Source organism: Corynebacterium sp. S7, from assembly GCF_054401105.1.
In genome coordinates, this window is the sequence record NZ_CM136760.1 from 326200 (window position 1) to 350363 (window position 24164).

18 protein-coding genes are annotated in these 24164 nt (G+C 56.5%); 7 read left to right on the plus strand and 11 right to left on the minus strand.

Translation table 11 applies throughout. The features are described 5' to 3' along the window. Nucleotides 1–5 precede the first annotated feature (5 nt). Nucleotides 6–1271, minus strand: coding sequence for an aspartate kinase (locus ACXZ66_RS01650; protein WP_458750040.1), 1266 nt, complete (start codon nt 1269–1271; stop codon nt 6–8). Nucleotides 1272–1436: 165 nt separating this feature from the next. Here ACXZ66_RS01650 and ACXZ66_RS01655 point away from each other — a divergent pair, with 165 nt between their 5' ends. The 3 genes from ACXZ66_RS01655 (at nt 1437) to ACXZ66_RS01665 (ending at nt 5585) form a co-directional block, all read left to right on the plus strand. Further along, nucleotides 1437–2300, plus strand: a complete 864-nt coding sequence (locus ACXZ66_RS01655) for a DMT family transporter (RefSeq protein ID WP_458750042.1) — start codon at nt 1437–1439, stop codon at nt 2298–2300. A 290-nt stretch (nt 2301–2590) separates the two neighbouring features. Further along, nucleotides 2591–4429, plus strand: a complete 1839-nt coding sequence (leuA, locus tag ACXZ66_RS01660; protein WP_458750044.1) for a 2-isopropylmalate synthase — start codon at nt 2591–2593, stop codon at nt 4427–4429. Between the two features lie 124 nt (nt 4430–4553). Further along, on the plus strand, nt 4554–5585 hold the full coding sequence (locus ACXZ66_RS01665) for a hypothetical protein (RefSeq protein ID WP_458750046.1): 1032 nt from the start codon (nt 4554–4556) through the stop codon (nt 5583–5585). On the opposite strand, the gene ACXZ66_RS01670 is transcribed toward ACXZ66_RS01665, so the two are convergent. Together ACXZ66_RS01670 and ACXZ66_RS01675 are read right to left on the minus strand one after the other, a co-directional pair. After that, a complete protein-coding gene (locus ACXZ66_RS01670; protein WP_458750048.1) occupies nt 5582–6871 on the minus strand; it encodes a YkvI family membrane protein in 1290 nt (429 codons plus the stop codon). The two genes, ACXZ66_RS01665 and ACXZ66_RS01670, sit on opposite strands and share 4 nt — an antisense overlap. A 102-nt stretch (nt 6872–6973) precedes the next feature. Continuing rightward, nucleotides 6974–7516 (minus strand): RNA polymerase sigma factor, encoded by a 543-nt coding sequence (locus ACXZ66_RS01675; protein ID WP_458750050.1) that lies wholly within the window; start codon nt 7514–7516, stop codon nt 6974–6976. A 144-nt stretch (nt 7517–7660) separates the two neighbouring features. Between ACXZ66_RS01675 and ACXZ66_RS01680 the strand changes: the two genes are divergently transcribed. Beyond that, on the plus strand, nt 7661–9217 hold the full coding sequence (locus tag ACXZ66_RS01680; protein WP_458750052.1) for a catalase: 1557 nt from the start codon (nt 7661–7663) through the stop codon (nt 9215–9217). An 85-nt stretch (nt 9218–9302) separates the two neighbouring features. Here the strand turns inward: ACXZ66_RS01680 and ACXZ66_RS01685 are convergent, their stop codons facing one another. From ACXZ66_RS01685 to ACXZ66_RS01715, 7 genes are all read right to left on the minus strand, one after another. Beyond that, nucleotides 9303–9629 (minus strand): Na+/H+ antiporter subunit G, encoded by a 327-nt coding sequence (locus ACXZ66_RS01685; RefSeq protein WP_458750054.1) that lies wholly within the window; start codon nt 9627–9629, stop codon nt 9303–9305. Next, nucleotides 9629–9895: a cation:proton antiporter gene (locus ACXZ66_RS01690; RefSeq protein WP_458750056.1), complete on the minus strand. Its 267-nt coding sequence runs from the start codon at nt 9893–9895 to the stop codon at nt 9629–9631. Before ACXZ66_RS01690 ends, ACXZ66_RS01685 begins: the two co-directional genes overlap by 1 nt. Nucleotide 9896: 1 nt before the next feature. Then, the gene (locus ACXZ66_RS01695) at nt 9897–10298 is read right to left on the minus strand and encodes a monovalent cation/H+ antiporter subunit E (protein WP_458750058.1); all 402 of its coding nucleotides are present in this window, start codon (nt 10296–10298) and stop codon (nt 9897–9899) included. Then, complete coding sequence (locus ACXZ66_RS01700) at nt 10298–11827, minus strand: monovalent cation/H+ antiporter subunit D family protein (protein ID WP_458750060.1); 1530 nt, start codon at nt 11825–11827, stop codon at nt 10298–10300. The genes ACXZ66_RS01695 and ACXZ66_RS01700 overlap by 1 nt, the downstream gene beginning before the upstream one ends. 3 nt (nt 11828–11830) lie before the next feature. Next, nucleotides 11831–12292: a cation:proton antiporter subunit C gene (locus tag ACXZ66_RS01705; RefSeq protein WP_458750062.1), complete on the minus strand. Its 462-nt coding sequence runs from the start codon at nt 12290–12292 to the stop codon at nt 11831–11833. Then, nucleotides 12289–15234 carry a DUF4040 family protein gene (locus tag ACXZ66_RS01710; RefSeq protein WP_458750063.1) on the minus strand — a complete coding sequence of 982 codons (2946 nt, stop codon included), beginning with the start codon at nt 15232–15234 and terminating at the stop codon, nt 12289–12291. Before ACXZ66_RS01710 ends, ACXZ66_RS01705 begins: the two co-directional genes overlap by 4 nt. A gap of 168 nt (nt 15235–15402) precedes the next feature. Beyond that, nucleotides 15403–16641 carry an IS256 family transposase gene (locus ACXZ66_RS01715; protein WP_458749673.1) on the minus strand — a complete coding sequence of 413 codons (1239 nt, stop codon included), beginning with the start codon at nt 16639–16641 and terminating at the stop codon, nt 15403–15405. Between the two features lie 185 nt (nt 16642–16826). Between ACXZ66_RS01715 and ACXZ66_RS01720 the strand changes: the two genes are divergently transcribed. The 3 genes from ACXZ66_RS01720 to ACXZ66_RS01730 all read left to right on the plus strand — a co-directional run bounded on the left by ACXZ66_RS01720 (nt 16827) and on the right by ACXZ66_RS01730 (nt 20880). After that, nucleotides 16827–18251 carry a hypothetical protein gene (locus ACXZ66_RS01720; protein WP_458750065.1) on the plus strand — a complete coding sequence of 475 codons (1425 nt, stop codon included), beginning with the start codon at nt 16827–16829 and terminating at the stop codon, nt 18249–18251. 523 nt (nt 18252–18774) lie between these two features. Continuing rightward, nucleotides 18775–19641 (plus strand): hypothetical protein, encoded by an 867-nt coding sequence (locus tag ACXZ66_RS01725; protein WP_458750067.1) that lies wholly within the window; start codon nt 18775–18777, stop codon nt 19639–19641. A 312-nt stretch (nt 19642–19953) separates the two neighbouring features. Then, nucleotides 19954–20880: an AbiTii domain-containing protein gene (locus ACXZ66_RS01730; protein ID WP_458750069.1), complete on the plus strand. Its 927-nt coding sequence runs from the start codon at nt 19954–19956 to the stop codon at nt 20878–20880. A 60-nt stretch (nt 20881–20940) separates the two neighbouring features. Here ACXZ66_RS01730 and ACXZ66_RS01735 read toward each other — a convergent pair whose 3' ends face one another. Continuing rightward, nucleotides 20941–24153 carry a type I restriction endonuclease subunit R gene (locus ACXZ66_RS01735; RefSeq protein ID WP_458750070.1) on the minus strand — a complete coding sequence of 1071 codons (3213 nt, stop codon included), beginning with the start codon at nt 24151–24153 and terminating at the stop codon, nt 20941–20943. Between the last annotated feature and the right edge of the window lie 11 nt (nt 24154–24164).

Consider the following 24164-nt stretch of genomic DNA (forward strand, 5'->3'; position numbering starts at 1 on the left):
TGGTTTTAGCGTCCGGTGCCTGCGTAAACGGTGGCGGATTCTTCGCCGCCCAGCTCGAACTTGTCGTGGATCGCACGCGTTGCGTTGTCCAGTTCGGAATCGCGCACGACGGCGGTGATGCGAATTTCGGAGGTGGTGAACATCTCGATGTTGATGCCTGCATCGCGCAGTGCCTCAGAGAACTCAGCAGTCACACCCGGGTGGGACTTCATGCCCGCGCCGACCAGGGAAACCTTGCCAATCTGGTCGTCGAAGGTGACGTTGGTCCAACCGTTTTCATCCTTCATGCTGGTCAGCAGCTCGACCGCGCGAGGAGCATCCGCCTTCGGGCAGGTGAACGTCAGGTCCGTGGTGTTGTTCTCAATGGAAGAAATGTTTTGAATCACCATGTCAATATTGATCTCGGCATCTGCCAGAGCGCGGAAGACCTTGGCGGCCTCGCCCGGCTTGTCCGGGATGCCCAAGATGCTGATCTTTGCTTCGGAGCTATCGGTTGCGACGCCAGTAAGTACTGCTTCTTCCACGGGAATATCCTCCATCGATCCGGTGACAAGGGTGCCAATATTATCGCTATACGACGAGCGCACGCGCAAGGGAACGTTGAACGCTCGGGCGTACTCGACGCTGCGCAGAACCAGAATTTTCGATCCGGCAGCTGCGAGCTCGAGCATCTCTTCGAATGAGAGCTGCTCAATCTTTTGCGCATCGGGAACAATGCGCGGGTCAGCGGTGTAGATGCCGTCTACGTCCGAGTAGATCTCGCACACATCGGCGTTAAGCGCGGCGGCCAGGGCCACCGCGGTGGTATCCGAGCCACCACGGCCCAGGGTGGTCACGTCGCGGGTTTCGCGGTTAACGCCCTGGAACCCAGCGACGATAGCGATCTTTCCCTGGTCAAGTGCTTCTTGCACACGCCCCGGGGTGACATCCACGATGCGCGCGTTGCCGTGGCGCTCAGTGGTGAGCACGCCAGCCTGCGAGCCGGTAAAGGATTGCACCTCAGCTCCAAGCGATGCGATGGCCATGGCTACCAGGGAGTTCGAAATGCGCTCGCCAGCGGTGAGCAGCATATCCATCTCGCGCGCTGGCGGCACCGGGTTGACCGCAGCGGCGAGCTCGAGCAGCTCGTCGGTGGTATCACCCATTGCAGAGCACACGACCACGACGTCATCGCCCTGCTTCTTCCTTGCCACGATCCGTTCTGCCACGGCGCGAATGCGCTCAGCGCTCTCCAGGGAAGAGCCTCCATACTTCTGCACGACCAGTGCCACTGATGGGCCGCCTTTCGTTATTTGGGGAAACTTGGCGAAACAAGACGAAGCAAGCCAAGGAAATATCGTCGGTCGTTTCGCTATCCTACCTGGTTGACTCGGAATAATCGCCAGTGCCCGTTCTATCTCACACCTAATTATTCACTCTGGCCTAAAGTAAGTGCCGTGCAGAGCAGCTTTGTGGCGGTGCTATTTGCGTTAGCGTCCGCCTTGACTACCGCGTGGGCGACGGTGATTCGCCATAAGGTTGTCAATCAAGTTGCAGCCCAAAGCTCAAACGGCACCGGCAATCGCTCTGCTCTTCTGACTGGTCTTACTCATCCCGTTTGGTGGTTGACCATCGCGGCCGCGTTTGTTGCGTATTTACTCCAGGTGGTCGCGCTCGGGTTTGGCACGCTGTTGGTGGTGCAGCCGATCCTCGTCCTGTCGTTGTTGTTCACCTTGCTGCTGTCGGCCCGGATGAATCGCAAGGCGTTGAGCCGCCATGACACCCTTTGGGCGAGCGGGTTGACCATCGCGGTGGCAATCGTCGTTATGTATGGTCGCCCCACTCACGGCGCCGGTCGCCCCGACACCTCCGACTGGTGGGGCGCGGTCGTCATCGGCAGCGTTGCCTGTTTGGGCGCAGGGATTTTCGCTTATCGACGAGCTGCCGCCCCCAAAGCCTTAATCCTCGGCGCAATCTGCGGGGTAATTTTCGGCTATGTGGCTGTGCTTTCCAAGATCGTGGCAGACCAATTCTTCTCCGGCGGATTCGCAGAACTTGTGGAAAACTGGCACCTCTACGCGCTGATCGTCGCTGCGATCATTGGCACGGCAGTCCAACAACTGGCGTTTGCTGCCGGTAATCTCTCGCAGTCTCTACCAGCGATGACGGTGTGCGAACCCATTGTGGCCTTCGCGCTCGGCTACCTAGTCTTAGGCGAGGAATTTCACGTGACCACCGCCATCGGACATGCGGTATTAGTAGCAGCCCTATTAGTAATGGCGGTGGCCACGTTTAAGCTCGCGCGGAAGCGTGTGGCTTAGGCCTCGGCCGCAGGACGCATACGTTTCGGGTGCACCCTGTCTCCAAGGTCTCCAAGTTTTGCCAACAAGTTTTGCAGTTTTGTTGTCACACTTTGCATTCTCGGGCTACAGTGTGTCCTATGTCTTTCATGTCGACATCGCTGGCGCCATATGGCGCGCGGCTCCTCCTTCTAAGCCGCGGCGGGAATCAGGTCTAAAACACGGCCGGCACCCCGTCGCGGAGTTTGCGTTGCCGGTCGTGGACTTAAAAACACACCCAGCACGCTTTATATAAAAGGACTTTGAGCGACATGACACCTTCGGATTCTTTCATTTCTGCCCCTTCTGAAATCCGCACCCCAAACGGCCCACGCAACGAAGGCCAGCCTGTTTGGAATAAGCAGCGCGGTTCCCAAATGCCGCATGAGCGTTACCTGACTTTTGCTCAGGAAGTAGAAACCGTCAGCCTGCCGGATCGCACCTGGCCAGACAAGAAGATCACTCAGGCACCACAGTGGTGTGCGGTGGATCTGCGCGACGGCAACCAGGCGCTGATCGACCCGATGAGCCCAGAGCGCAAGCGTCGCATGTTTAACCTGCTGGTACAGATGGGCTACAAGGAGATCGAGGTAGGTTTCCCTTCGGCCTCGCAGACCGACTTTGATTTCGTGCGCGAGATCATCGAAGAAGACATGATCCCTGAGGACGTGACCATTCAGGTGCTGGTCCAAGCTCGTGAGCACCTGATCCGCCGTACCTTCGAGGCCTGTGAAGGCGCACCTAACGTAATTGTGCATTTCTACAACTCCACCTCGAAGCTGCAGCGCAAGGTGGTATTCCGCAAGGATCGTCCAGAGATTAAGAAGCTGGCCACCGACGCGGCAGAACTGATCAAGGAGATCGCCGCGGATTACCCAGACACCAACTGGCGCTGGCAGTACTCCCCAGAATCCTTCACCGGCACCGAGCTGGACTTTGCTGTTGAGGTCTGCAACGACGTCGTTGACGTGATGGGCGCTACCCCGGAAAACCCAATGATCATCAACCTGCCTGCAACGGTGGAAATGATCACGCCAAATGTGTACGCAGACCAGATCGAATGGATGAACCGCAACTTCAAGAAGCGCGATTCCATCATCCTGTCCCTGCACCCGCACAATGACCGTGGCGAGGGCGTCGCGGCAGCCGAGCTGGGCTACATGGCTGGCGCCGATCGCATCGAAGGCTGCCTGTTCGGCAACGGCGAGCGCACCGGCAACGTCGACCTGGTGACCCTGGGCCTGAACATGCTGACCCAGGGCGTCGACCCGCAGATTGACTTCTCGGACATCAACAAGGTCCGCGAAACCGTGGAGTACTGCAACCAGCTGCGAGTTCACGAGCGCCACCCTTACGGCGGCGACCTGGTCTTTACCGCTTTCTCTGGTTCCCACCAGGATGCCATCAACAAGGGCCTGGACGCACTGGCCTCCGAGGTTCGCCCTGGCGCTGACTCCACCGAGGTCACCTGGGATGAGCTGCGCGAAACCGTCTGGGAGGTGCCTTACCTGCCAATCGACCCGAAGGATGTCGGCCGCGATTACGAGGCCGTGATCCGCGTGAACTCCCAGTCCGGCAAGGGCGGCGTTGCCTACATCATGAAGACAGACCACGGCATGAACATCCCACGCGGGATGCAGGCCGAGTTCTCCGGTGTTGTCCAGGCCATCACTGAGCGTGAGGGCGGCGAGGTCAACTCGAAGAACATGTGGGACATCTTCGCAGGCGAGTACCTGGATTCCGATTCTCCACTGGAGCTGATTTCCTACAAGATCCAGAATGCGGAACAAGATGACGACGACGCAACCGTTATAGCCCACGTACGCTACAACGGCGAAGAAAAGACCATCGAAGGTGCCGGTAACGGCCCGATCGCAGCCTTCGCGAACGCGCTGGAGCAGATCAACGTTGACGTCGAGGTCCGCGATTACTCCCAGCAGTCCCGCACCGAGGGCGATGACGCCGATGCTGCGTGCTACATCCTGGCCGACATCGCCGGTGCTCCTGCCTGGGGCGTGGGCATTGCAGGTTCCACCACGCGAGCTTCGGTGAAGGCAATCGTCTCTGCCGTCAACCGCGGTTCTAAGCTGGAAGAGAATCCAAGCGTCTAGTTTTTCGCTTCACGACGATTAGCTCCCGCATCGCCAATCCACAGCCCTGTGAATGGCGGAGTGGGAGCTTTTTCTGGCTACACTTGTGCAAGGAAAGTTGAGTGAATTATAAGGTGGAGCGCCGATGAAGACCTATGTTGTGCCTGATCACGGACTCGGAGCAATTCGTAAGCTTCGCGTCGAGGAAGTCGACACGGAGTTAATCTCGGGTCTGTTCCAGGAGCAGTCCACGGTGCCAGCAGTTTCGGCGCTTGATCTCGCGGTGATTATTATCCCCGATGAACAATCGGGGGAGCTCTATCTCCTCTTCGAGAGCACCGTCATCGGCGTGATTAGCACATACGATCGGCGTGCCTATCCTGAGCTGGATTGGATTGGCCAGGCGGGTCTGGTGCCACAGGTAACCGCGCGGGCTACCCTTACCGCCGGTGAGAAGGAAGTGGAGCTAGAAGTACGTCTGCCCAGGCCAGGGTTGTGCGTTCCGGAAAATAACCCGCCCACTTCTCCTTGGGTATTGCTTGACGGGGACGCAGTGTACAACGTGGAGCTTTTCGAAACTGAGGAGCAAGGACCAGCAGCGCGTGGGCGTCGGCACGCACTTCTTAGTCTGCACACGGCCGAGGATTCGGTGGAAGTCAGGCTCGACGGCACCCTTGTCGGCCACGTGGTGGAGCAGGCGCCACTATCTGAGACCGTAGCTGCGCTGGAACACAAGGGCCTTGTGCCTGTCGTGCGGGGATTCTTCGCGCCTGTCGCAGGGGAGCCGACGCTGACTTTCCGTGCCGGTGAGGTTCCAGCAGACGAGGACTTGGCAATCTCGCCTATTCCAGCTCTGCCGAAACAGGAACCGAAGCGCGCGCTTGCCCAAGAGGCGCAGACTTCGACGATGCCGGTTGTCGTAGCGGACGCGGACACAGACAAGGTGCCCGAGAAACCCGATATAGTCGAGAAACCCGAAGAACCTCGGACCGGTTATTTGCCTTCCTATCAGGCTTATCAGGGCAGTGCCTCGAGTGAAGCCGAGTTGGAAGAAGTCCAGGAAAACGAAAAATCGCGACGAGAAAAAGGCGCCGCGATAGTTGCTGTTGTTGTCGTTGTACTGATTGTTCTAGCCGCGCTGTGGGCAGCGGGTGTGCTGCCGTTTGGCGCTAGCTAGTCGTTGACAAGCGAATCCTTTGAATCTTTTGTCTCGTCAAACCCGGAATTCTTGTCGGCGATGAGCTCGTCGGTGACCTCCCTGGTGAGTTTCTGTTCGAAGACCTCGGACGGGACGTTCGAGGCGGCGACGAGTTTCGCCAGCTCGTGCTGCTGTGCGGTGGAGAAACGCAGGCGAGGGTCCATCTTGCGGCGCATCAGGTCGCGGGCCTGGATGCGTACGCGCTGCTCAACGGTGAGCTTGGAACGGCCACGCCACCAAGCAACCGTAATGACCAGGATCAGGAAGATGCCCATGTAGCCGAGGATTGGGTACACGAAGCCAATGAGATCCTGGAAGCCGATGAAGGAGAGGACGAAGCCGATCAGGCAGGCAACAAGGAAAACAGGGTAGAAGCGCTTCGGCTGGCGCTTGGTTAGGCGCTTGCCCAGTGCGTAGAACATGGAGATCGCGGTGTTGAAGATCATGCCGTAGATCGCGATCGCCGTGAGGATGCCCAGGATTGGGTGGATTTCGTTGATCAGGGTCAGTACTGGCATGTCCACGCCATTGACAAGCTCGACCTCAAAGAAGAGGGCAAATGCCAAAAGCATGAGCAGGATCAAGTAGATGCTGCCACCGATGAGGCCACCCCAGCCCGCGACCTTGGTGTCCAAGAAGTTGCCACCGATGACGATCGCCATCGAACATGCGGTCATGACGTTGAAGCCGGTGTAGTTCAGCGAAGATACCCACCAGTTCGGCAGGGTGGTCTTGACATCCTGCGAGGCGATATTCAGTGCCGCGATATCGGGAGATGCGTGAACGATAGTCCAGATCGTGGCGATGCAGATAAAGAGGAAGATAAACGGGGTGGCTGCGCCAATGACATAGGTGACGCGGTCGACATCGAGCAGACCTGTGATCAGCACGAGTGCCAGCATGAGGAAGGCACCGACCCACAGTGGCAGGCCGAACTGCTGATTCAGGTTGGAACCCGCACCCGCGAACATGATGAAGCCCACCGAGAAGAGCGTGATGGTGGTGGCAACATCCAAAATGATCGTGACGACGCGGTTGGAAATATTACTCAGCACACTCAAATGTTCGCGGGCCTGGAAGTAGCTGCCCAGCTGCATCAGAGCGATGCCTGAAATGATCATCAGCAGAGAGCTCACCGCGGCTCCGACGATGCCCCAGGAACCGAAGGCCACGAAGTACTGCATCGTCTCCTGACCGGAGGCGAAACCCGCGCCGATAATGATGCCGACGAACGCGAGCCCGATGCTAATTACTTGTTTTATCATTGCGGTCCCTCACCGAAACTTAGAAAAGTAGTATGACTATACGAAAAAGTATTGTGAGTAACCTTACAAAACTATTTCCAAAGTGATGGGGAAAGGGGTGGATTATTTTTCGGTGCCCGCGATGAGATCGCGCCGGGCACGGGCGACGCGTGAGCGAATCGTGCCCACGCGCACCCCAGCAATGTTGGCGGCTTCCTCGTAGGTATAGCCGAGTACCTGGGTCAGGATGAGTGCTTCGCGACGCTCGGGCGGGAGCTCGTCGATAAGCGTGCGAAGATCGATGATCTCGCTCCACGAATTCGGATTATCGGGGCTAGGGGTACTTGCCGTCGCGTCGTCGACCTCCACGGCGGACTTGCGCGGGCGCGCCATGTCGTAGCGCACGGAGTCGACCCAGACGCGACGCGCCAGCGAGAGGAGCCAGGTGCGTGCCGACGAGCGCGCGGCGAACTTGGGCAGCGAGCCCATGACGCGGAGATAAGTTTCCTGGGTCAGATCGTCGGCATATTCGCGGCCGGCAAGGTGGGCAAGCAGGCGCCACACATCATCGTGGGTAGCCTCGATGAACTCCGTTAATGCGCGCTTATCGCCCCGACCGGCACGTAATGCCAGCTCGGTAACGTGCTCGTCATTACGCCTGTTCACGAAAGTAAAGGTTACCAGCCCCCAAAATTGGTTATTCTGGTGAGTGTGCGCCTGGGAACTTACTGAATTCGGTTGTTAAACAATCCGGGCGACCGTACACTATGAATTGCGACCGATTAATAATTTCTACCTAAGGAGTCTCACGTGGCTGATAAGTCCGTAGAAGATATCGTGGCACGCGGCGAGCGCCCAGCTGGCACTGGCCAGACCACTCGCCACAACGGCACCCCAGTCCCATCCGAGAACATTTCTCAGACTGCAGGTCCTCAGGGCCCAGTCGTTTTGAACGATATTCACCTGATTGAAAAGCTTGCTCACTTCAACCGCGAAAACGTTCCAGAGCGTATCCCTCACGCAAAGGGCCACGGCGCTTTCGGCGAGCTGCACATCACCGAGGACGTTTCCCAGTACACCAAGGCAAAGCTGTTCCAGAAGGATGCAGTAACTCCTCTGGCAATTCGCTTCTCCACCGTTGCTGGTGAGGCTGGCTCCCCAGATACTTGGCGCGACGTGCACGGTTTCGCACTGCGTTTCTACACCGAAGAGGGCAACTACGACATCGTTGGTAACAACACCCCAACCTTCTTCCTGCGTGACGGCATTAAGTTCGCAGACTTTATCCACTCCCAGAAGCGCAACCCAGCCTCCGGCCTGCGTTCCGCTGAGATGCAGTGGGATTTCTGGACCCGTACCCCAGAGTCCGCACACCAGGTGACCTACCTGATGGGCGACCGCGGTACCCCTAAGACCTCCCGTCACCAGAACGGCTACGGCTCCCACACCTACCAGTGGATCAACGAAGAGGGTCAGCCAATCTGGGTGAAGTACCACTTCAAGTCCCGCCAGGGTGTAGAGAACTTCACCGACGCAGAGGCAGCAGTTGTTGCAGGCCAGAACGCTGACTACCACCGCGAGGACCTGTACAACTCCATCGCTAAGGGCGATTACCCAATCTGGGATGTCAAGGTTCAGCTCATGCCAGTTGAAGAGGCAGAGAACTACCGCTTCAACCCATTCGATCTGACCAAGACTTGGTCCAAGAAGGATTACCCACTGATCGATGTGGGCTACTTCGTTCTGAACCGCAACCCAAAGAACTTCCACGCACAGATCGAGCAGCTTGCGCTGGATCCTTCAAACCTGGTTCCAGGCATCGGCCTCTCCCCAGACCGCATGCTCCAGGCTCGCGTGTTCGCATACGCTGACCAGCAGCGTTACCGCATCGGACCAAACTACCGCGATCTGCCGGTCAACCGTCCGATCAACGAGGTGAACACCTACTCCGAGCGCGGTTCCATGGCATACTTCTTCAACGAGGAGTCCGAGCCAAACTACACCCCGAACACCTACTCCAAGGGTGCTGGCTACTTGGACAACGGCGAGGATTCTTCCTCCAACCACACCGAGTACGGCCAGAGCGCAGACAACTACGTCAACCCAGAGCCACACGGTTCCGACATCGGCCGCTACGCATACGTCAAGCATGCAGAGGACGATGACTTCGGCCAGGCAGGTACCCTGTACCGCGACGTCTACGACGATGGTGAGAAGGAGCGTCTGGTGGACAACATCACCAACGCGATGAACGGCATCACCGACAAGGGCATCGAAGAGCGCGTGTACCAGTACTGGACCAACGTCGACGAGAACCTCGGCCAGAAGGTTCGCGAAGAGTTCGCTCGCAAGCAGGCAGCAAACTAATCCAGTAAAACAGTAAGAACATTTAACCCCCGAGCTCACAGCTCGGGGGTTATTTGCGTGCAGGCGCTCGTCGTAAAGCTATTTTTTAGTCTTCGATACCGACATGCTTATCGACGACCGTGACGCCGTAGATGGAACGGCCCATGACGAAGGATCCGACCGAGGCGATGATCCACACGCCGAGGATGGCCACGATCGCGCGCCAGAAGAGGTGAAACTCAAAGCCCGTGCTGGACCAATCGCGGATCAGCTTGGCCACGACAAGTAGCGGGAATGCCACACAGGTCAGGGGGCCGAGCAGGTTCACCCGGGTCAGCGCGTCGGGGGCGCGCCACTGCAAGATCGCAGTTGCCACGACCATGATCGTGGAAATGATGACAAGAACGGCGACGACAATTTCTGCGATGGTCATTAGCGACGTCCTTTCGAGATGATGCGGGCCATGGACAAGGTGGGCAGTACGCCACCGGCGAGCGCGGCGAGGACCGCTACTTCGTAGCCGATCATGGTGTCATTCATGAGCGTCCACGTCAGGTAGATCGCGATCATGGAGTAAAACACGAGGTCGGAAAGTACTGCGCGGGTGAAGTTGTCGGCGGTGCGCAAGATGAGAATCAGCCCTGAGACGAGGGCGAGTCCCATGATGACAATGCAGACGGTCAGAATTGTTTCGAACATGTTAGACCTCCTTGCCTGAATCAGTGATCTGCTCGGAGGGGTACTCGTAGTACACCTCTGCGGGATCGAGGGGAATCTCCTTGACCCGAGGCGACAAACGTTCCTCCATGTCCGCGAAACCGGCGATCGTGTCTATTGGATCAGCACCGAAGGCGGACTGCACGATCATGATGCGGGGATTGCCTTCGATCTCGGGCTCGCGGAATCCTAGGGTGAGCGTCGAGGGGGTCGCAGTGACTGAGGTGGAAAACCAGAACATTTCCCACTCGCTGGTGACCCGCAGCGGGTAATAAATCACTACGGGTGCTAGGCCGGAGTTGCGCTTGAACGCGGCCCAAGCGGTAGTGAAACCCGCGACGAAGATTTCTTTGATGATCCAGAAAATATACTTAAATACGTGCATTATTGACCTCCCTGGAGGGAACCAACGTCGGGAATTCCAACTGGATTATCGCCGAGCACGGCAGTGACGTAGGAATCCACGTCGAGCAAACCGTCCACACTGGTCAGCACTGAATCCCAAAGCGGTCCAGCAGCGAAGAACATCACGAGAGACACCAGCATTAATGTGGCAGATGGGGCAAGAAGCGTCGGCCGGATCCGGAGGTTATCCGGGTAGCGCATCATCGGTTTACCCCAGAAGACCACACGCCACACGCGCATCATGGCCAGCATGGCGCCGAAGGAAGCGATAATGATCGCGCCGATGACCACCCAGCTGCGGGCATCTCCGGCCTGGGCTGCGGCGAAAACCACGGCGAGCTTGCCCCACAGACCGGAAAACGGTGGGAAGCCGACAATGGAAAGGGCGCCAGCGGCAAAGACTGCGGCCGTCCATGGGTCGCGGCGGGCCAGTCCGGAAAGCCTAGACAAGTTGCCGGTGCCGTAAGTTTCCTCGATGGCACCGGAGTTGAGTACCAAGGAACCCACGGTAATCATGTGGTGCAGCGTGTACAGCAGGCCAGCAGCTAGGGCGTAGCGGGGCTCGTCGTCGGTAAAAGCCAGCATGATCAAGATGAATGGCATGCCGTTGACCATCTGGTAGGCAAGGACTCGTCGAATAGTGTTCTCTGCCAGACCCGCGAACGCACCGACCATCATGGAAATGACCATGAGCACGATGATGAACCAGTTCCAGCGGCTATCCATGTCGAAGATGACCACATAGATACGGAAGATCATGTACACCGCGACCTTGGTATGCAGGCCAGAGAACAAGCCCATCACCGCGGCAGAGGTCGACGGGTAGGTCCGGGGCAGCCAGGTGTGCACCGGGAAGACGCCCGCCTTGGCGGCGATGGCAATGAGCACGATGCCCATGGCCACGGTGACCGGGCCATTGCCGGCGGCGGCGCCCTGCAGCGAGGCGATATTCACCGCGCCGGTGACACCGTAGACGTAGCCCACACCAAGAACCAGCAGCGTCGATGCCGCGAGGTTGACCAGCACGAAGGTACGCGCCGAGGCGAGGCGATTGCGGGTACCGGTCATGGCGATCAGGCCATAGGACGGCAGCAGCATGACCTCGATCATGACGAAGAAGTTGAACAGGTCCGCGGTGAGCAGCGCGCCGGAGACACCGGTAATGAGCACGAGCGTAAGCGCCGTGTAGAACCGTGCGCGGGTCTCACCGGCTACTGAGGCGAACCAGTTGGAGATGGCCGCAACCAGCATCGTGGTGATCAACATGATTGCCGAGAACTCGTCGGCAGCAAAGGAAATACCTGCTCCACCTTGGTAGAGGCCGATCACGTGCGCGATCGTGCCGTGTTCCGCGGTGTAGTTGTAGAGCCAGATGCCACCCGCCATATTGATCAGCGGGATACCAACACCCAGCACGTCGTGGACGAGCTTGGACTTTGAAAGTGCGGCGAAGGCCGACATGATCAGTGGGAAAGCAACGAACAAAGGAAGCATTACGTCAGCAGTCATGGGTTAGGCCTCCTTCTCTACAGACTTCTTCAGTGACTTATGCGCCGTGCGCCCAGGCGTACTGAGCTCACCCGGCGCAACTTCGCCGGCATCCGGGTCGAATTCTGGAGCGTAGTTTTCGCCGATATTGTCCGTGACCTTTGCACTCGGGGACTGCGACTCGTCGTCAAACGTGTCATCGTTCTTCCCTAGGGCCGCAAGCATGAGCAAGATCGTGGTGGTGGCCATCGCGATCACGATAGCGGTGAGCACGAAGGCCTGGGGCAGGGGGTCGGACATGTCGTCGATATTTGTGCGCGAAGGGAACGCCTCCCCGCGCCACGCGCCGACGCCCGTGGCCAAAAGCGTCAGGTTCGATGCGTGGCCGAATAGGCTCATGCCGAACACGATGCGGACCATGCCACGCTGCAGGATCAAATACACCGCTCCCGTGACCAGCACGGCGATTGTCAGCGCCATAATCATTTGCGATCCTCCTTAACGGTGGTTGGGTTATGGCCTTTAATTGCATTTGCCGACACATTGACGGGGCTTGCCGCAGGGTTAATCGGATGCGGATACGGCTCTGCAGGCTCTTCCGGTTCCTCGGGCTCCGGGATATCCGGCAACGGGTTCTCGCCGTCGCGGTTATAAGTCAGCTCCGACTTGTCTACGCCGGGGCGCAGGTAGCCGCCCAGCGCGTTGATGGCCATGGTCATCATGCCCAGTACGGCAAGGTAGATACCGGCGTCGAAGATCAGCGAGGTGGTCAGATGCTGACCCAGGATCTCGCCGTGGATGGCGTAGAGGAAACCGCCCTCGATTAGTCCCAGGAAGCCCGCGCCGATGGCAACGATAATGCCAATTCCCGTCAGCCAGATCGGCGTCTGCTTGTTCACCACTAGGGTGTCCTTGCCCTTCGACAAATACGACAGGCCGAAGGCCGTGGACAAAACGAGTGCCGCGACGAAGCCGCCACCTGGCGCTTGGTGCCCGCGGTAGAAGATCAGCGCGGAGAGAATCACCAGAATTGGGATGGCCAATTGGATGCCCTTGCGCATCGGCAGCGAGTTGAGCTGGGACTGCCCGAATGGGCGCGGACGCTGCCCCTTCTCGAACTTGTGCCTTGGCATCGACGAGGTCACCGCGGCAATGACCACGGCGGCCATGCCCAGCACGGAAAGTTCGCCCAAAGTATCGAAACCACGGAATTCCACAATGATCACGGCAACAATATTGTCCGCCGAGGTCATCTGTCCCGCATTGTCGAGGTACCACATCGCCAGGTCAGAGCGGCCGTGGCGGCCGAGCAGGGTGTACACGCCAAGGAAGGCGGTAATGCCAGCGAGCACGGCGACGACGCCAGCTATTGCTTTACGACGATTCCCAACCGGCGGAAATAGCCGCGGCTGGTAGCGCACGACCATCATGATCACGATGACCGTCAGCGATTCGACGAGGAACTGCGTCAGCGCAACATCGGGAGCACCCAAGATCAGCATCTGCAGACTCATACCCACGCCAACGGTGCCGATGAGCACGGCCGCCGCGAGGCGATGGCGAGTAAACATCAAGCCGATCACCGACAAAGTGATGATGGCGAATGGGAGCAGGTCCCACCAGTTATCCAGGCCCTCGGCGCGCGGTGCCAGTGGCATGCCGTCGATACCTGTGGTGAGGAAGAAAGTAGCCATACCCAGTGCAATCACGCTTAAGACCAGCCACAACAGGTGTCGGGATGGGTTGAAGGTGTTGGCCATTGCGCCAAATCCACGACCCAGGGCAGTCATGCCACGGACTAGGAGGTTGAGCAATTCGTTGCCACTGGAAGGGAAGAGCTTCTTGTTCTCCAGTGCGGCCCAGACCGGCTTGCGCACGAAGAGGAATGCAATACCTGCGATGAGCACGAGGACAGAAACAATCAGTGGCGTGTTTACGCCGTGCCACAGGCTCAAATGCGACTGGTAATCGTTTGTGCCCGTGATGGCGTGGACTGCGGAGGAGATGGGCTCGTCGATAAGCGAAAGTGCGAAAACCGCAACCACCGACATCCAACCGGGTAGCGCTGCCGGAAGCCACAGCGCAACGGGGGCTTCCTTGACGCCTGTCATGTCGCGCGGGCCGTCGACGAAGGCGCCGAAGACGATTTTTGCGGAGTAGACGAAGGTGAGGAAGGCCGCGATGGCTGCGACGACGACCAACAGGCCGCTGGCCGGTGCATCCATGAACGCGGTGAGCATGCCTTCCTTGGAGACGAAGCCGAAGAGTGGGGGAACGGCGGCCATCGATGCGGCTGCGACCACGACGGAGGCGAAGGTGAACGGCATTTTGTCGTAGAGTTTGCCCAGTCTGCGGATATCGCGCGAGCCGGCCTGGTGATCGATCACGCCGATGAGCATGAACAGGCTCGACTTAAATAGTGCGTGGGCCAGCGTGTGTACAAGTGCTGCTGCTAAGGCGAACTGTGTGCCCACGCCGATAGTGGCCACGATCCAGCCCAAGTGGGAGACCGTGGAATAGGCGGTGAGTTTTTTTAGATCTGTCTTCGTAATGGCGAAGGCCGCGGACATAAGTGCGGTGCCCATGCCGACGATAATTAGCAGGTAATTCCACACTGAGACGTCGTGGAAGATGGTGGAGAAGCGCAGCAAGAGGTAGATGCCAGCCTTGACCACGGCCGCTGCGTGCAGGAACGCCGATACGGGGGTGGCCGCCGCCATGGCTTCTGGGAGCCAGAAGTGGAAGGGGAACTGCGCGGCCTTTGTGAATGCGGAGACCGCGATCAACACGGCGACGGTGTTGGTCAACCCTGGGTTCTGCGCCCACACATCGGAGTGCAAAATCTCCTGCAGGTTCGTCGTGCCTACGGAAACGGAAGCGACCGCTAGGCCTGCGAGCAAGGTCAGGCCACCGATAAAGGTAAGTGCGAGAGTGCGGTACGAGCCGGCCTCGCCGCTTGAGCCCGAGCGTGCGATCAACAGGAAGGACGCGATGGAGACGAGCTCCCAACCAATAAACAACACGACGGTGTCGTTGGCCAGCACCAACAGGAGGACGGCCAAAGTAAAGGCCGTCATGATGGTATAAAAGCTGGTGTTTCCCTGCTTCTTCGGCAGGTAAGCCGCCGAGTAAATAAAGACAATCGCCCCGATCACCAACGCGAGCAGGGCAAAGAAGATGCCTAACCCGTCGGCGTTTAAGGAGAATACAACTTCGGAACCAGGGCCGAGGAGGTCTCTCACCCACACTGCCTCGAAGGTGAGGGCTTCGCCACGAAGAACTGCAGGGAGGTTCCACGCAAGGACCACAGCGGAAGCAAGTAAGAGCAAAGCAAGGGGCCACCCAGCTTGCCGATCAAACAGGCGCACAAACAGAGGCGCGGTGATTACCGCTACAGCTGCAAGGGCGACCGCGAAAATCAATGACACTGTTCATCACACCCAAACGCTTGTAAAATTCTGTAGTCAAAATCTAATATTTCAACCCTTACACCGTACCAACAGGGTCAAGTCCGCGGGAGTGGTGTTTCTGCCTTTCGATAAAACAAGCAGCGTGACGACCTCAGGGACCGGCACGAGCTCGATGCTGGCGCGGGCTCATGCAACCTCCTGAGTGGATTCCCTGGCGTCGATCACAGAGCTGGCCATCATCGCCTTCGTCTGCTCCAGGCTCGTCAACGACATGTAGCGCTTCTGCTGGATCCAATCATCGTGCTGCTCCGCCAACACGGCACCGACGAGGCGGACGACGGCGTCGCGGTTGGGGAAGATCCCGACGACATCGGTGCGCCGGCGGATCTCCCGGTTCAACCGCTCGGTCGGGTTGTTCGACCACACCTTCGTCCACACGGCCTTCGGCGCGTTCGTGAACGCCAGCAGCTCATCGAGGGACTCCTCGAGGTAGTCCGCGACATGGGGGAACTTCTGCTCACAGAAGCCCACCACCTCCCGTGCCTGATCCCACACAGCCTGGGCGTCGGGTTGCTGAAAGATCGTCTGGAACATCGCCGACAATGTCGGCCACTGCGTCTTGGGCACAAGGCCGGAGAGGTTCTTCGAAAAATGCGTCCGGCACCGCTGCCAGGACGCGTTGGGCAGGACGTCGCTGATGGCGTGCTGGATGCCCAGGTGCGCGTCGCTGGTGACCAGGTACACCTGATCCAGGCCCCGGGCCTTGAGGTCGCGGAAGAACCCGGTCCAGGAGGCCACAGACTCGGATGTGGCGACCTGCATACCGAGTAACTCGCGGTAGCCTTCGGCATTGACGCCGGTGGCCAGCAGGACGGAGGTTTTGACCACGCGGCCGCCTTCACGGACCTTCATCGTCAGCGCGTCGCATGAAACATACAGGTAGGGTCCGGTATCCAGGGGCCGGGTCCGGAAGTCCTCGACCATGACGTCGAGGTCTTTGGCCATCTCTGACACCTGTGATTTCGACAGGTTGTTGATCCCCAAGCTGGCGACCAGGTCGTTCATCCTGCGGGTGGAGACACCTTTGAGGTAGCAGGTGGCGATCACGGTGGTCAGGGCCCGTTCGGCCCGGGTGCGTCGTTCCAGCAGCCAGTCGGGGAAGAACGAACCGGTACGCAGCTTGGGCACGGCGACGTCGATGGTGCCAACCCGGGTGTCGAGGTCGCGGTGGCGGTAGCCGTTGCGGACGTTGGTGCGGGACTCGGATGTGGTGGCGTATTCGGCGCCGCAGATCTGGTCGGCCTGGGTGGACAGGATCTGGTTGATGAAGCCCTGGAGCATCTGTCTCATCAGGTCCGGGGAGGCTTGAGACAGCAGGTCGTCGAGATAGGTGGTGGGGTCGATAGAATGGGGGCCAGCGGCCATCGTGGTGTCCCTTTCGAGGAGATGTAGGAGTTGATTCGAAAGGTACTGCGGTGGTCGCCTCGTGCATTCATGAGGGTTGTCACCGGCAGTTACAGATACACCACGCTAACGGACGCAACCTACCAACAGGTTCCTTTACGGTGCGCCTACGCCTAAAGGTCACACGGTTAAGTAATTTTTCAAACATGAAGATCCGCTTCGCCTTGGCTTTGATCATCCTGGTAATTGGCGCATTTTTGCCCATGAGCCCGGCATCTACTTGGTCGGCAGGTGAACAGATTGCAGGCGCCCCACCCACGCAACCTGGTCCGGACGAACTCGTTGATGCGCGCCGTGCAGCTGGTGAAGCTGGAGCTCAGGTCGGGTTTTTCACCCAGGGAACTTCCCAGCTCAAAGACGGTACCGAACAGCTCCGCGACGGAGTCCAGACACTCGCCGACGGCACCGACACTGCCCAGTCCGGCGCCACCGAACTTTCCAACGGCATGAATGCGCTGAGCGGGGGACTTGCCGAGCTCGGTTCCGGCGCGAACCAAATCGCCGACGGGGTCGAGTCCGCAGTCAACACAGTCGTAACCTTCGAGGCAGTCAAAGGCCAGGTCATAGTTGCTATCGACGAGGCCCTGAAATCTACCGAGGGCACTAAAGACCCCGAGGTGAAAAAGGCTAGAGACACCCTGAGCAACCTGCGTGGACAGGTGGAAATGGCCAAGCTTCCCCAAGACATGGAAACCCAGTTGACCCAGCTGCGTGATGGTTCCCGCGAGATTGCCAACCAACTGGGCACGCCTGGCTATGCCTTTTACGACGGCGTCTACGCCGCAACCACCGGCTCGATGGATCTGGCCTCTGGTCTCACGGAGCTGCGCGACGGAACCTTCACCGCCCGCGATGGTGCACAAGAGCTTTACGACGGAGCCGTCCAAGTAGACACCATGGCGGACAACACCGGAAACAAGATTGACGCTGTCCAACGCGCGATCCCGGCTCCGACGCCTACGGCTGCTTCGGATTCTGCAAATGCTTCGGCTCCTACCTCGGCCTTGTCCCCGCTGGTGGCTCTCCTGATCGGTGCGCTGATGGTGCTCGGGGGAGTGGCTGTTGCGCTTGCGGCATTTGTTGCACCGCACCGAAAGTGGAGCATCGTCGGATTTGGCACCGCTTTCTTGGCCGTAATTGGACTGATCCTGGTGATGGTTCTGGGCGTTGGCCTTTCCCCAGTAGCGATGCTTCTGCTCACCCTGGCGCTCGCTCTTGGAGCCATTGCTTCGACCGGTCTGACCTGGATTTTGCTGTGCGCCTTCGGCTTGCGCGCAGGGGCGATTATCTCGGCTGCCTTCACAGCTGTGCAGGTGGGCGTAGTCGGTTGGGTCTGGCGCACCGCTGCCGTTGGGCCAGTTGCAATGGTGTGGGAAAAGATTGCCAGTGCCCTGCCTTTGCACTGGACCACGACGGCACTTTCCGCCGCCGGCAATGGTGGCTCGACCCAGGCGATGTGGATCGGGATCGTGCTGTCTGCCGTGCTTGCGCTAGTTGGAGTGGTTGCGCTCTGGCGCGGTGCCCCGCAGGAGAAGTTGGCTACTAAGGACGAGTTTGCGGTCGTGGCCTAGGTCGGATCTGATTAATAGAGAATAGGTGCACTTCGCAGGACTTTGTTTTCAGCGACCTGGGCTTTTGCATTTCGCAGTGCGTTAGGTTCGGCGAGGGAGTCGTCGTGAAGCGAAAAACCGGACCTAACGCACCGTGAAATCTAAAACCCCAGGTCAGATAATGGTGATATCTTGCAAAGTGCACCTTTGTGGCCACGTCACTGAATATAAAACGCCCCGCGACTCCGGAGAACCATGAGTTCTAGGGTGCCACGCGGCGGCGACGGTTTTGGGAAACTACCTTGACCTGTGTTCATGGGACGGAGCTGCGCGATCAGTTCTAATTGATTCTCTGAGTGATTCCATTTTCGACAAACGAAAGTTTGACTAGTTACGTCAGAGGATTTCAACATAATGCCCCTGTTGTCAGGAAAACTTCTTGACAACAGGGGCATTTCTTTTGAAGTATGGTGTCCAATCGGGAGTGGCACAAATGTGCTAATACCGAACGCGGCGCTTCGATCGCTACAGATACAGTAATGGCATGACCCAACAAATGACTGGAATTCTTGTACTCATTGCGTCCCCAGGTGACACTGCTGAAGAGCGGGCTACCGTTCGTGAAAAAATCAATGACTGGAACATCAGTAATGGCCGTAGACAGGGAGTTGTTCTCCTCCCATGGCTGTATGAGCGTAATGCAGTACCAGCGCTTGGTGGACGCGCTCAAGCTGTGATCAATTCTCAAGCCGTTGATCAAGCTGACGTAGTTGTCGCGTTTTTTGACGCCCGACTCGGATCATCCACAGGCGTCGATGTGTCAGGCACTGCTGAAGAAATTCATCGTGCCCATGAAAAGGGCAAGCCAGTGCACATCTACTTTTCCAATGCTGCGTTGCCTCGTGATTTCGACCGCGACCAGGAAGCTAAATTGAACGACTTTAAACTGGAATTGCGGGATGAAGGACTCTTAGGAGACTACGAAGACCCTGAAGATCTTGCCGGGCAAGTAATTCAGGCACTTGAATATGACATCGACGTGTCCAATTGGTCAGATACTGGTAGTGCTCGACGGCCTAGGCCAGTAGGTGCCAATTTGAAGTGGCGTCACGATCACGAAGAAAAACAAAAGGGTCTCGATAGTAAAAATAAGATGCAGTACCAAGTCACAAAGAACCGTCTCGTTGTTGAAAACAAGGGGGACGTTGCGGCAGAGAACCTCGTCTTTACTGTCTCAGGTACGGAAAGGGTCCGGCTCAAATTCGCCGAACACGTCGAGGCGATCACGCTCCAACCCGATTCAGTTTATTCGTGGACCGCGATCCCCCTAGCTCACGGAACATTGAAAATTGAGGCTACCTGGACCGAAAATGGAGAGGCTAAGCATCAAGAACGGACGATAGATGTGTAGCGCCGAGGGACTTAAACTAATTAGACCGATAAGCAACCTTATGTAAAGTAGCCCTGCAGCAGCCCCCGGGGACACCACAGGAGACTTGCGCCAGTGCGGGGGGCAATGGCTTGCCCAAGCATTTCGGGGTGGTGCGTGGGTATCTCAACCGTGGTGGCCGAAGCTAGTATTGCACGAGGGCTTGGCTGTGTCTTGCCGAAGCTGAACGGCAGAGTGTGCCGAAAGCTGAGGATGAAAGCATTTTCGAATGTGTGATCTATGAAAAGGTGCCAATAAAGGCATTCTGTCGATGATGGCGCATAAGCTGTTGGTGTGCCTGATTCATTACTTTTGTCTATCCGCAGCGGTCTCATTGAAGGCCGTCCATTGCCTGATCTACTTCGAGCTTGTATTTTCCTCGGTAGCGATACAAACTCGCAACTTCTTCAAGATTGGGCCAGGAAAGAACTAGAGGGATACCCGGAGGATGAAGATGCTGAAGTGCCTGAGTACAGGACACTAGAATATCCACCTGTTTTTGCTACGCTGCAGGCGGGAAATCAATTCATTTCAAACACTCCACTCAGCCCATTCAATGTTCCTGAAAAAGCGAGGGAATACTATCCAGAAAATCTATACTTTACTCAGCCACTGCAAACATTGATGGAATTTTCGTTACAGGAAAAGGCTGTCAAATTCTTGCCGGGAAAATTGCTGATGGTTCGGGATATCTACAACAACAAGTACGCTCCGCTTAATCAAATCTTAGAAATTTCGGTTAATTTAGATAAGTCTTATTTTTCGGGAATCGTAGATCGGATTCGGACGGTACTAAGCTCAATGATCGCAGATCTTACGAAATCAAACCCTATGGAAACACTTCCAAGCAGCGAAAGGGTAGACAGAGTCGTTAAAAAATATATCGAGAATCACTACGATACTAGGATCGAGCAGGCTTCGGGTCCCGTCGCAATTGGGTCTAACGCGCAGTCGATACAGAATGGATTAAAAATTTCTGAACTCGTAGATTTGATCAAGGGTATTGATCTCGGAATATATGAGCTAGAACCAGATCAACGACGCGAAACCGAAGCTGAGTTAGAGCGTGTCTCGGACGAGTTGCAAGCAGGAACCCCAAACAAAGGCGTTATTCGAAGTATTTTCGACAAGATCCGTGGCATTGGTGCGAGGGCCGGAGACGCTGCTTTTACAGGAGCGATGGAAGAGCTTGGATCAACCGTGATTGAAACACTAGGATAGTCCGAGTGAAAATCGACTAGGGAGGTCCTTTGGATTGGGCTTGCAGTAAGAAGAAATAAGTTAACCTTCCTGCAGTGCACGAATTGCTTCCGGTGGAACAACCTCTCCAAAACGCTCGACTAGCGACTCAATAGCCTGTGCAGCCTCGCGCTTGGCAATTTCACGGGCATTGTCCTTGGCGAACAATGACATTTTCGGCAGGATTTTGATGAGGGCGGTACCCTCGACTGCTACCTTGCCCTCCTGGAAGCATTTGGCGATAAAAGCATAAGCCTCAGGCGTCTTCATTCGCTTGTCGGTAACCACAAGCTGAACTTCTTCAACGCATTTGTCTCGCAGGTAATCATTCAGATCACCGTCAAAGCCCTCACCATTGACACGGTTAAGGAACTCCAAAATGAGTTCTTTCTTCGGGCGCAGCTTTGGCGAAGCATCAATCATCCGCTCTACTTCGCGTTCGTAATCTTCGGTCACACGGCCATCGCTATGTTCAGCGCGGGCCTTTTCTACTAGAGATATGATGTAATCAACATCAACACTGATGTGTCGGACTAATTCGATCTCGAACTCTAACTGTTCGCCCGAGGGTTCAATATCGCCGTTCTGGCTAGCAACCTCGCTTTCTTCATCGCTGCGTTGTTGGTCACGAATATCGAGGTAGCGCGACATGTAATCACTGAGATCAAAGTCGTTTAGCGGGTTATCTTCGTCAAACTGCTCGAAGTCAGACAAGACATTATGGAGCCGCAAAATAGCCGAAAACGACTGAACAAAGCGCTTCTGGCGCTCGTTTCCGTATATATGTTCACCAGGTTCGGCGATAGAATGCAACTGTTCAACACCTGCTACATATTCAGCGAGCAACTCACTATAAGGGCGCACCAAGGCTAGACGGCCTACCTTTTCGGAGTCACCAAACATCTCAAGCGCTTCATCCGTCTGCTCCGACAGATCACGGTATGTGACAATCATGCCGGCGTCCTTGATCGGGTTAATGATGCGATTGGTTCGAGAGAATGCCTGAATCAATCCATGGTGCTTGAGGTTCTTGTCAACAAACAAGGTGTTCAGTGCTGGTGCATCAAAGCCCGTCAAGAACATATTGACGACGATGACAAGATCGATCTGACGGTTGCGAATCCGCTGAGATAGGTCTTTGTAGTAATTCGCAAAGCTTGTGGCTGATGCGCTGAAAGACGTCCCGAACAACGAGTTGTAATCCTCAATCGCCGATTCGAGCGCAGTACGGTCATCCTCGGAAAGATGGAGCTCGTCCATGTTTTCTTCGCCGACATTACCGGCAACCTGGTCAGCCGCCTCCTGGTTAATGGCACTAGAATAAATCATTGCCACTCTTAACGGCGGTACTTGGTCGTTAGCCCAAGCTTCCTGCTGCTGCCGGGCAAACTCTGCGTAGTAAGACCGCGCTGCAGCAATGCTCGACGCTGCAAACAGCGCATTGAACCCGAAAACATTCGCGCTGCTTTGAGTTACTTTCCCAGTGCTCAAGTCCCGTTCGACAACAGTATGAGTGAAACTGCGCTGACGCTTGGTGTAGCGGGTAAAGCTTTCAAGAACATGCGTGACCACCGCAGATATACGTGCAGGTGAGCGCAGTGCTATTTCACGATCCGCAGAGTTCATGGCTGGATTGTTTGTGATACCAGCAGTCATCGTTTCGTTAGAGTCAACCTTGAATTTCAAGACGTTCGCGTCCTTGATTGCATCCACGATTGTGTAAGTATGCAGTCGGTCCCCGAAGACCGCGCCAGTTGTAAACACCTGTCCCGCTGAATCGCGTCGAGCAATTTCGTCAAAAATCGGAGTGCCCGTAAAACCAAAGCTATGTCGCTTATTAAAATACCGACTTACACGTTTATGCATGGAACCGAATTGAGAGCGATGGCACTCATCAAAGATAAGAACAACGCGGCCTGGATAGCGTGAATTCTTCGCTTTGGAATGCACAAACGCATTGAGCTTTTGGATCGTCGTGACAATGATTTTCGACATCACGACATTCTTCGAGCTTACTTTTTTAATGGCCTCGGGGTCACCAAGCTGAGCCGCAAGAATTGTTGTACTCGTGTTAGATGACACCGATCCCTTCTGGAAACGCTCATACTCCTTTACCGTCTGATAGTCGAGATCTTGACGGTCCACGGCAAAGATGACCTTATCGATACCGTCAATCTCGGTGGCGAGTTGAGCAGTTTTGAAACTCGTCAGTGTCTTTCCTGAACCAGTGGTGTGCCAGATGTAGCCGCCCGCCTCAGCGGTCCCCAACAACTTGGTGTTTGTTGTGGCAGTAATCCGGTTGAGGATCTTTTCAGTGGCAGCGATTTGGTAAGGGCGCATGACCATCAGGTTGTCACCAGAATCGAACACACAGTAGCGGGTGAGAATATTCAATAGGTTGCGCTTGGGCATAAACGTTTCTGCAAAGCTGGCCAGATCTGAAATGATTCTATTCTTAGCATCGGCCCAGTACGACGTAAATGCGAACGATTTCTGCGTTACAACCGAGGCACTGGATTTGTTGGCAGCTCGTAATACCTGGTCACGGGTAGTATTCGAGTAATATTTCGTATCTGTTCCGTTCGAGATGACATAGAGTTGGACATACTCAAATAGTTTGGACCCTGCAATGAAACTCGTCGATTGGTAACGGCTGATCTGGTTAAAAGCCTCACGTAATTTCACGCCTCGACGCTTTAGCTCGACATGGACCATGGGCAGACCATTGATCAACACGGTGACGTCGTAGCGCGACGCTTTGGATCGCTTGCTTCCACCTTCAGTCGGCGTGGTGTACTGATTTGTCACCTGGAGGTGATTAACCATGAGATTACGCTTATCGAGCACCATGACATTGATCTGGGTTCCGTCATCTCGGGTGATGGTGAAACGAGGGTCAGTCTGCAGCAGACGAGTGCGATCTACTAGTTTGTGCTGCGGATTGGCAACATGGTGGTCGAATACCTGCGTCCACTCGGCATCGCTGAACTCGGTTTTATTGAGTCGCTCTAGCTGGCGTCGCAGATTCGATACGAGTTCGTCCTCCGTTCGGATGGTGACCCGCTCGTAACCGACAGTAGTGAGGCGAGTGAGAAAATCTTCCTCCAATTCCGCCTCTGACTGGGCAGCCTTTGGCCGGGGCCGCTGCGACGGGTCGAAGGACGCAATAACCGTGCTGTGCTCGGTCTCTGCAACATTGTAGCTCGGGTGCCCGGGCTGAGAATCAGGGGAATTCAGGTGTTCGAACTCAGACATGATCGGTAGCG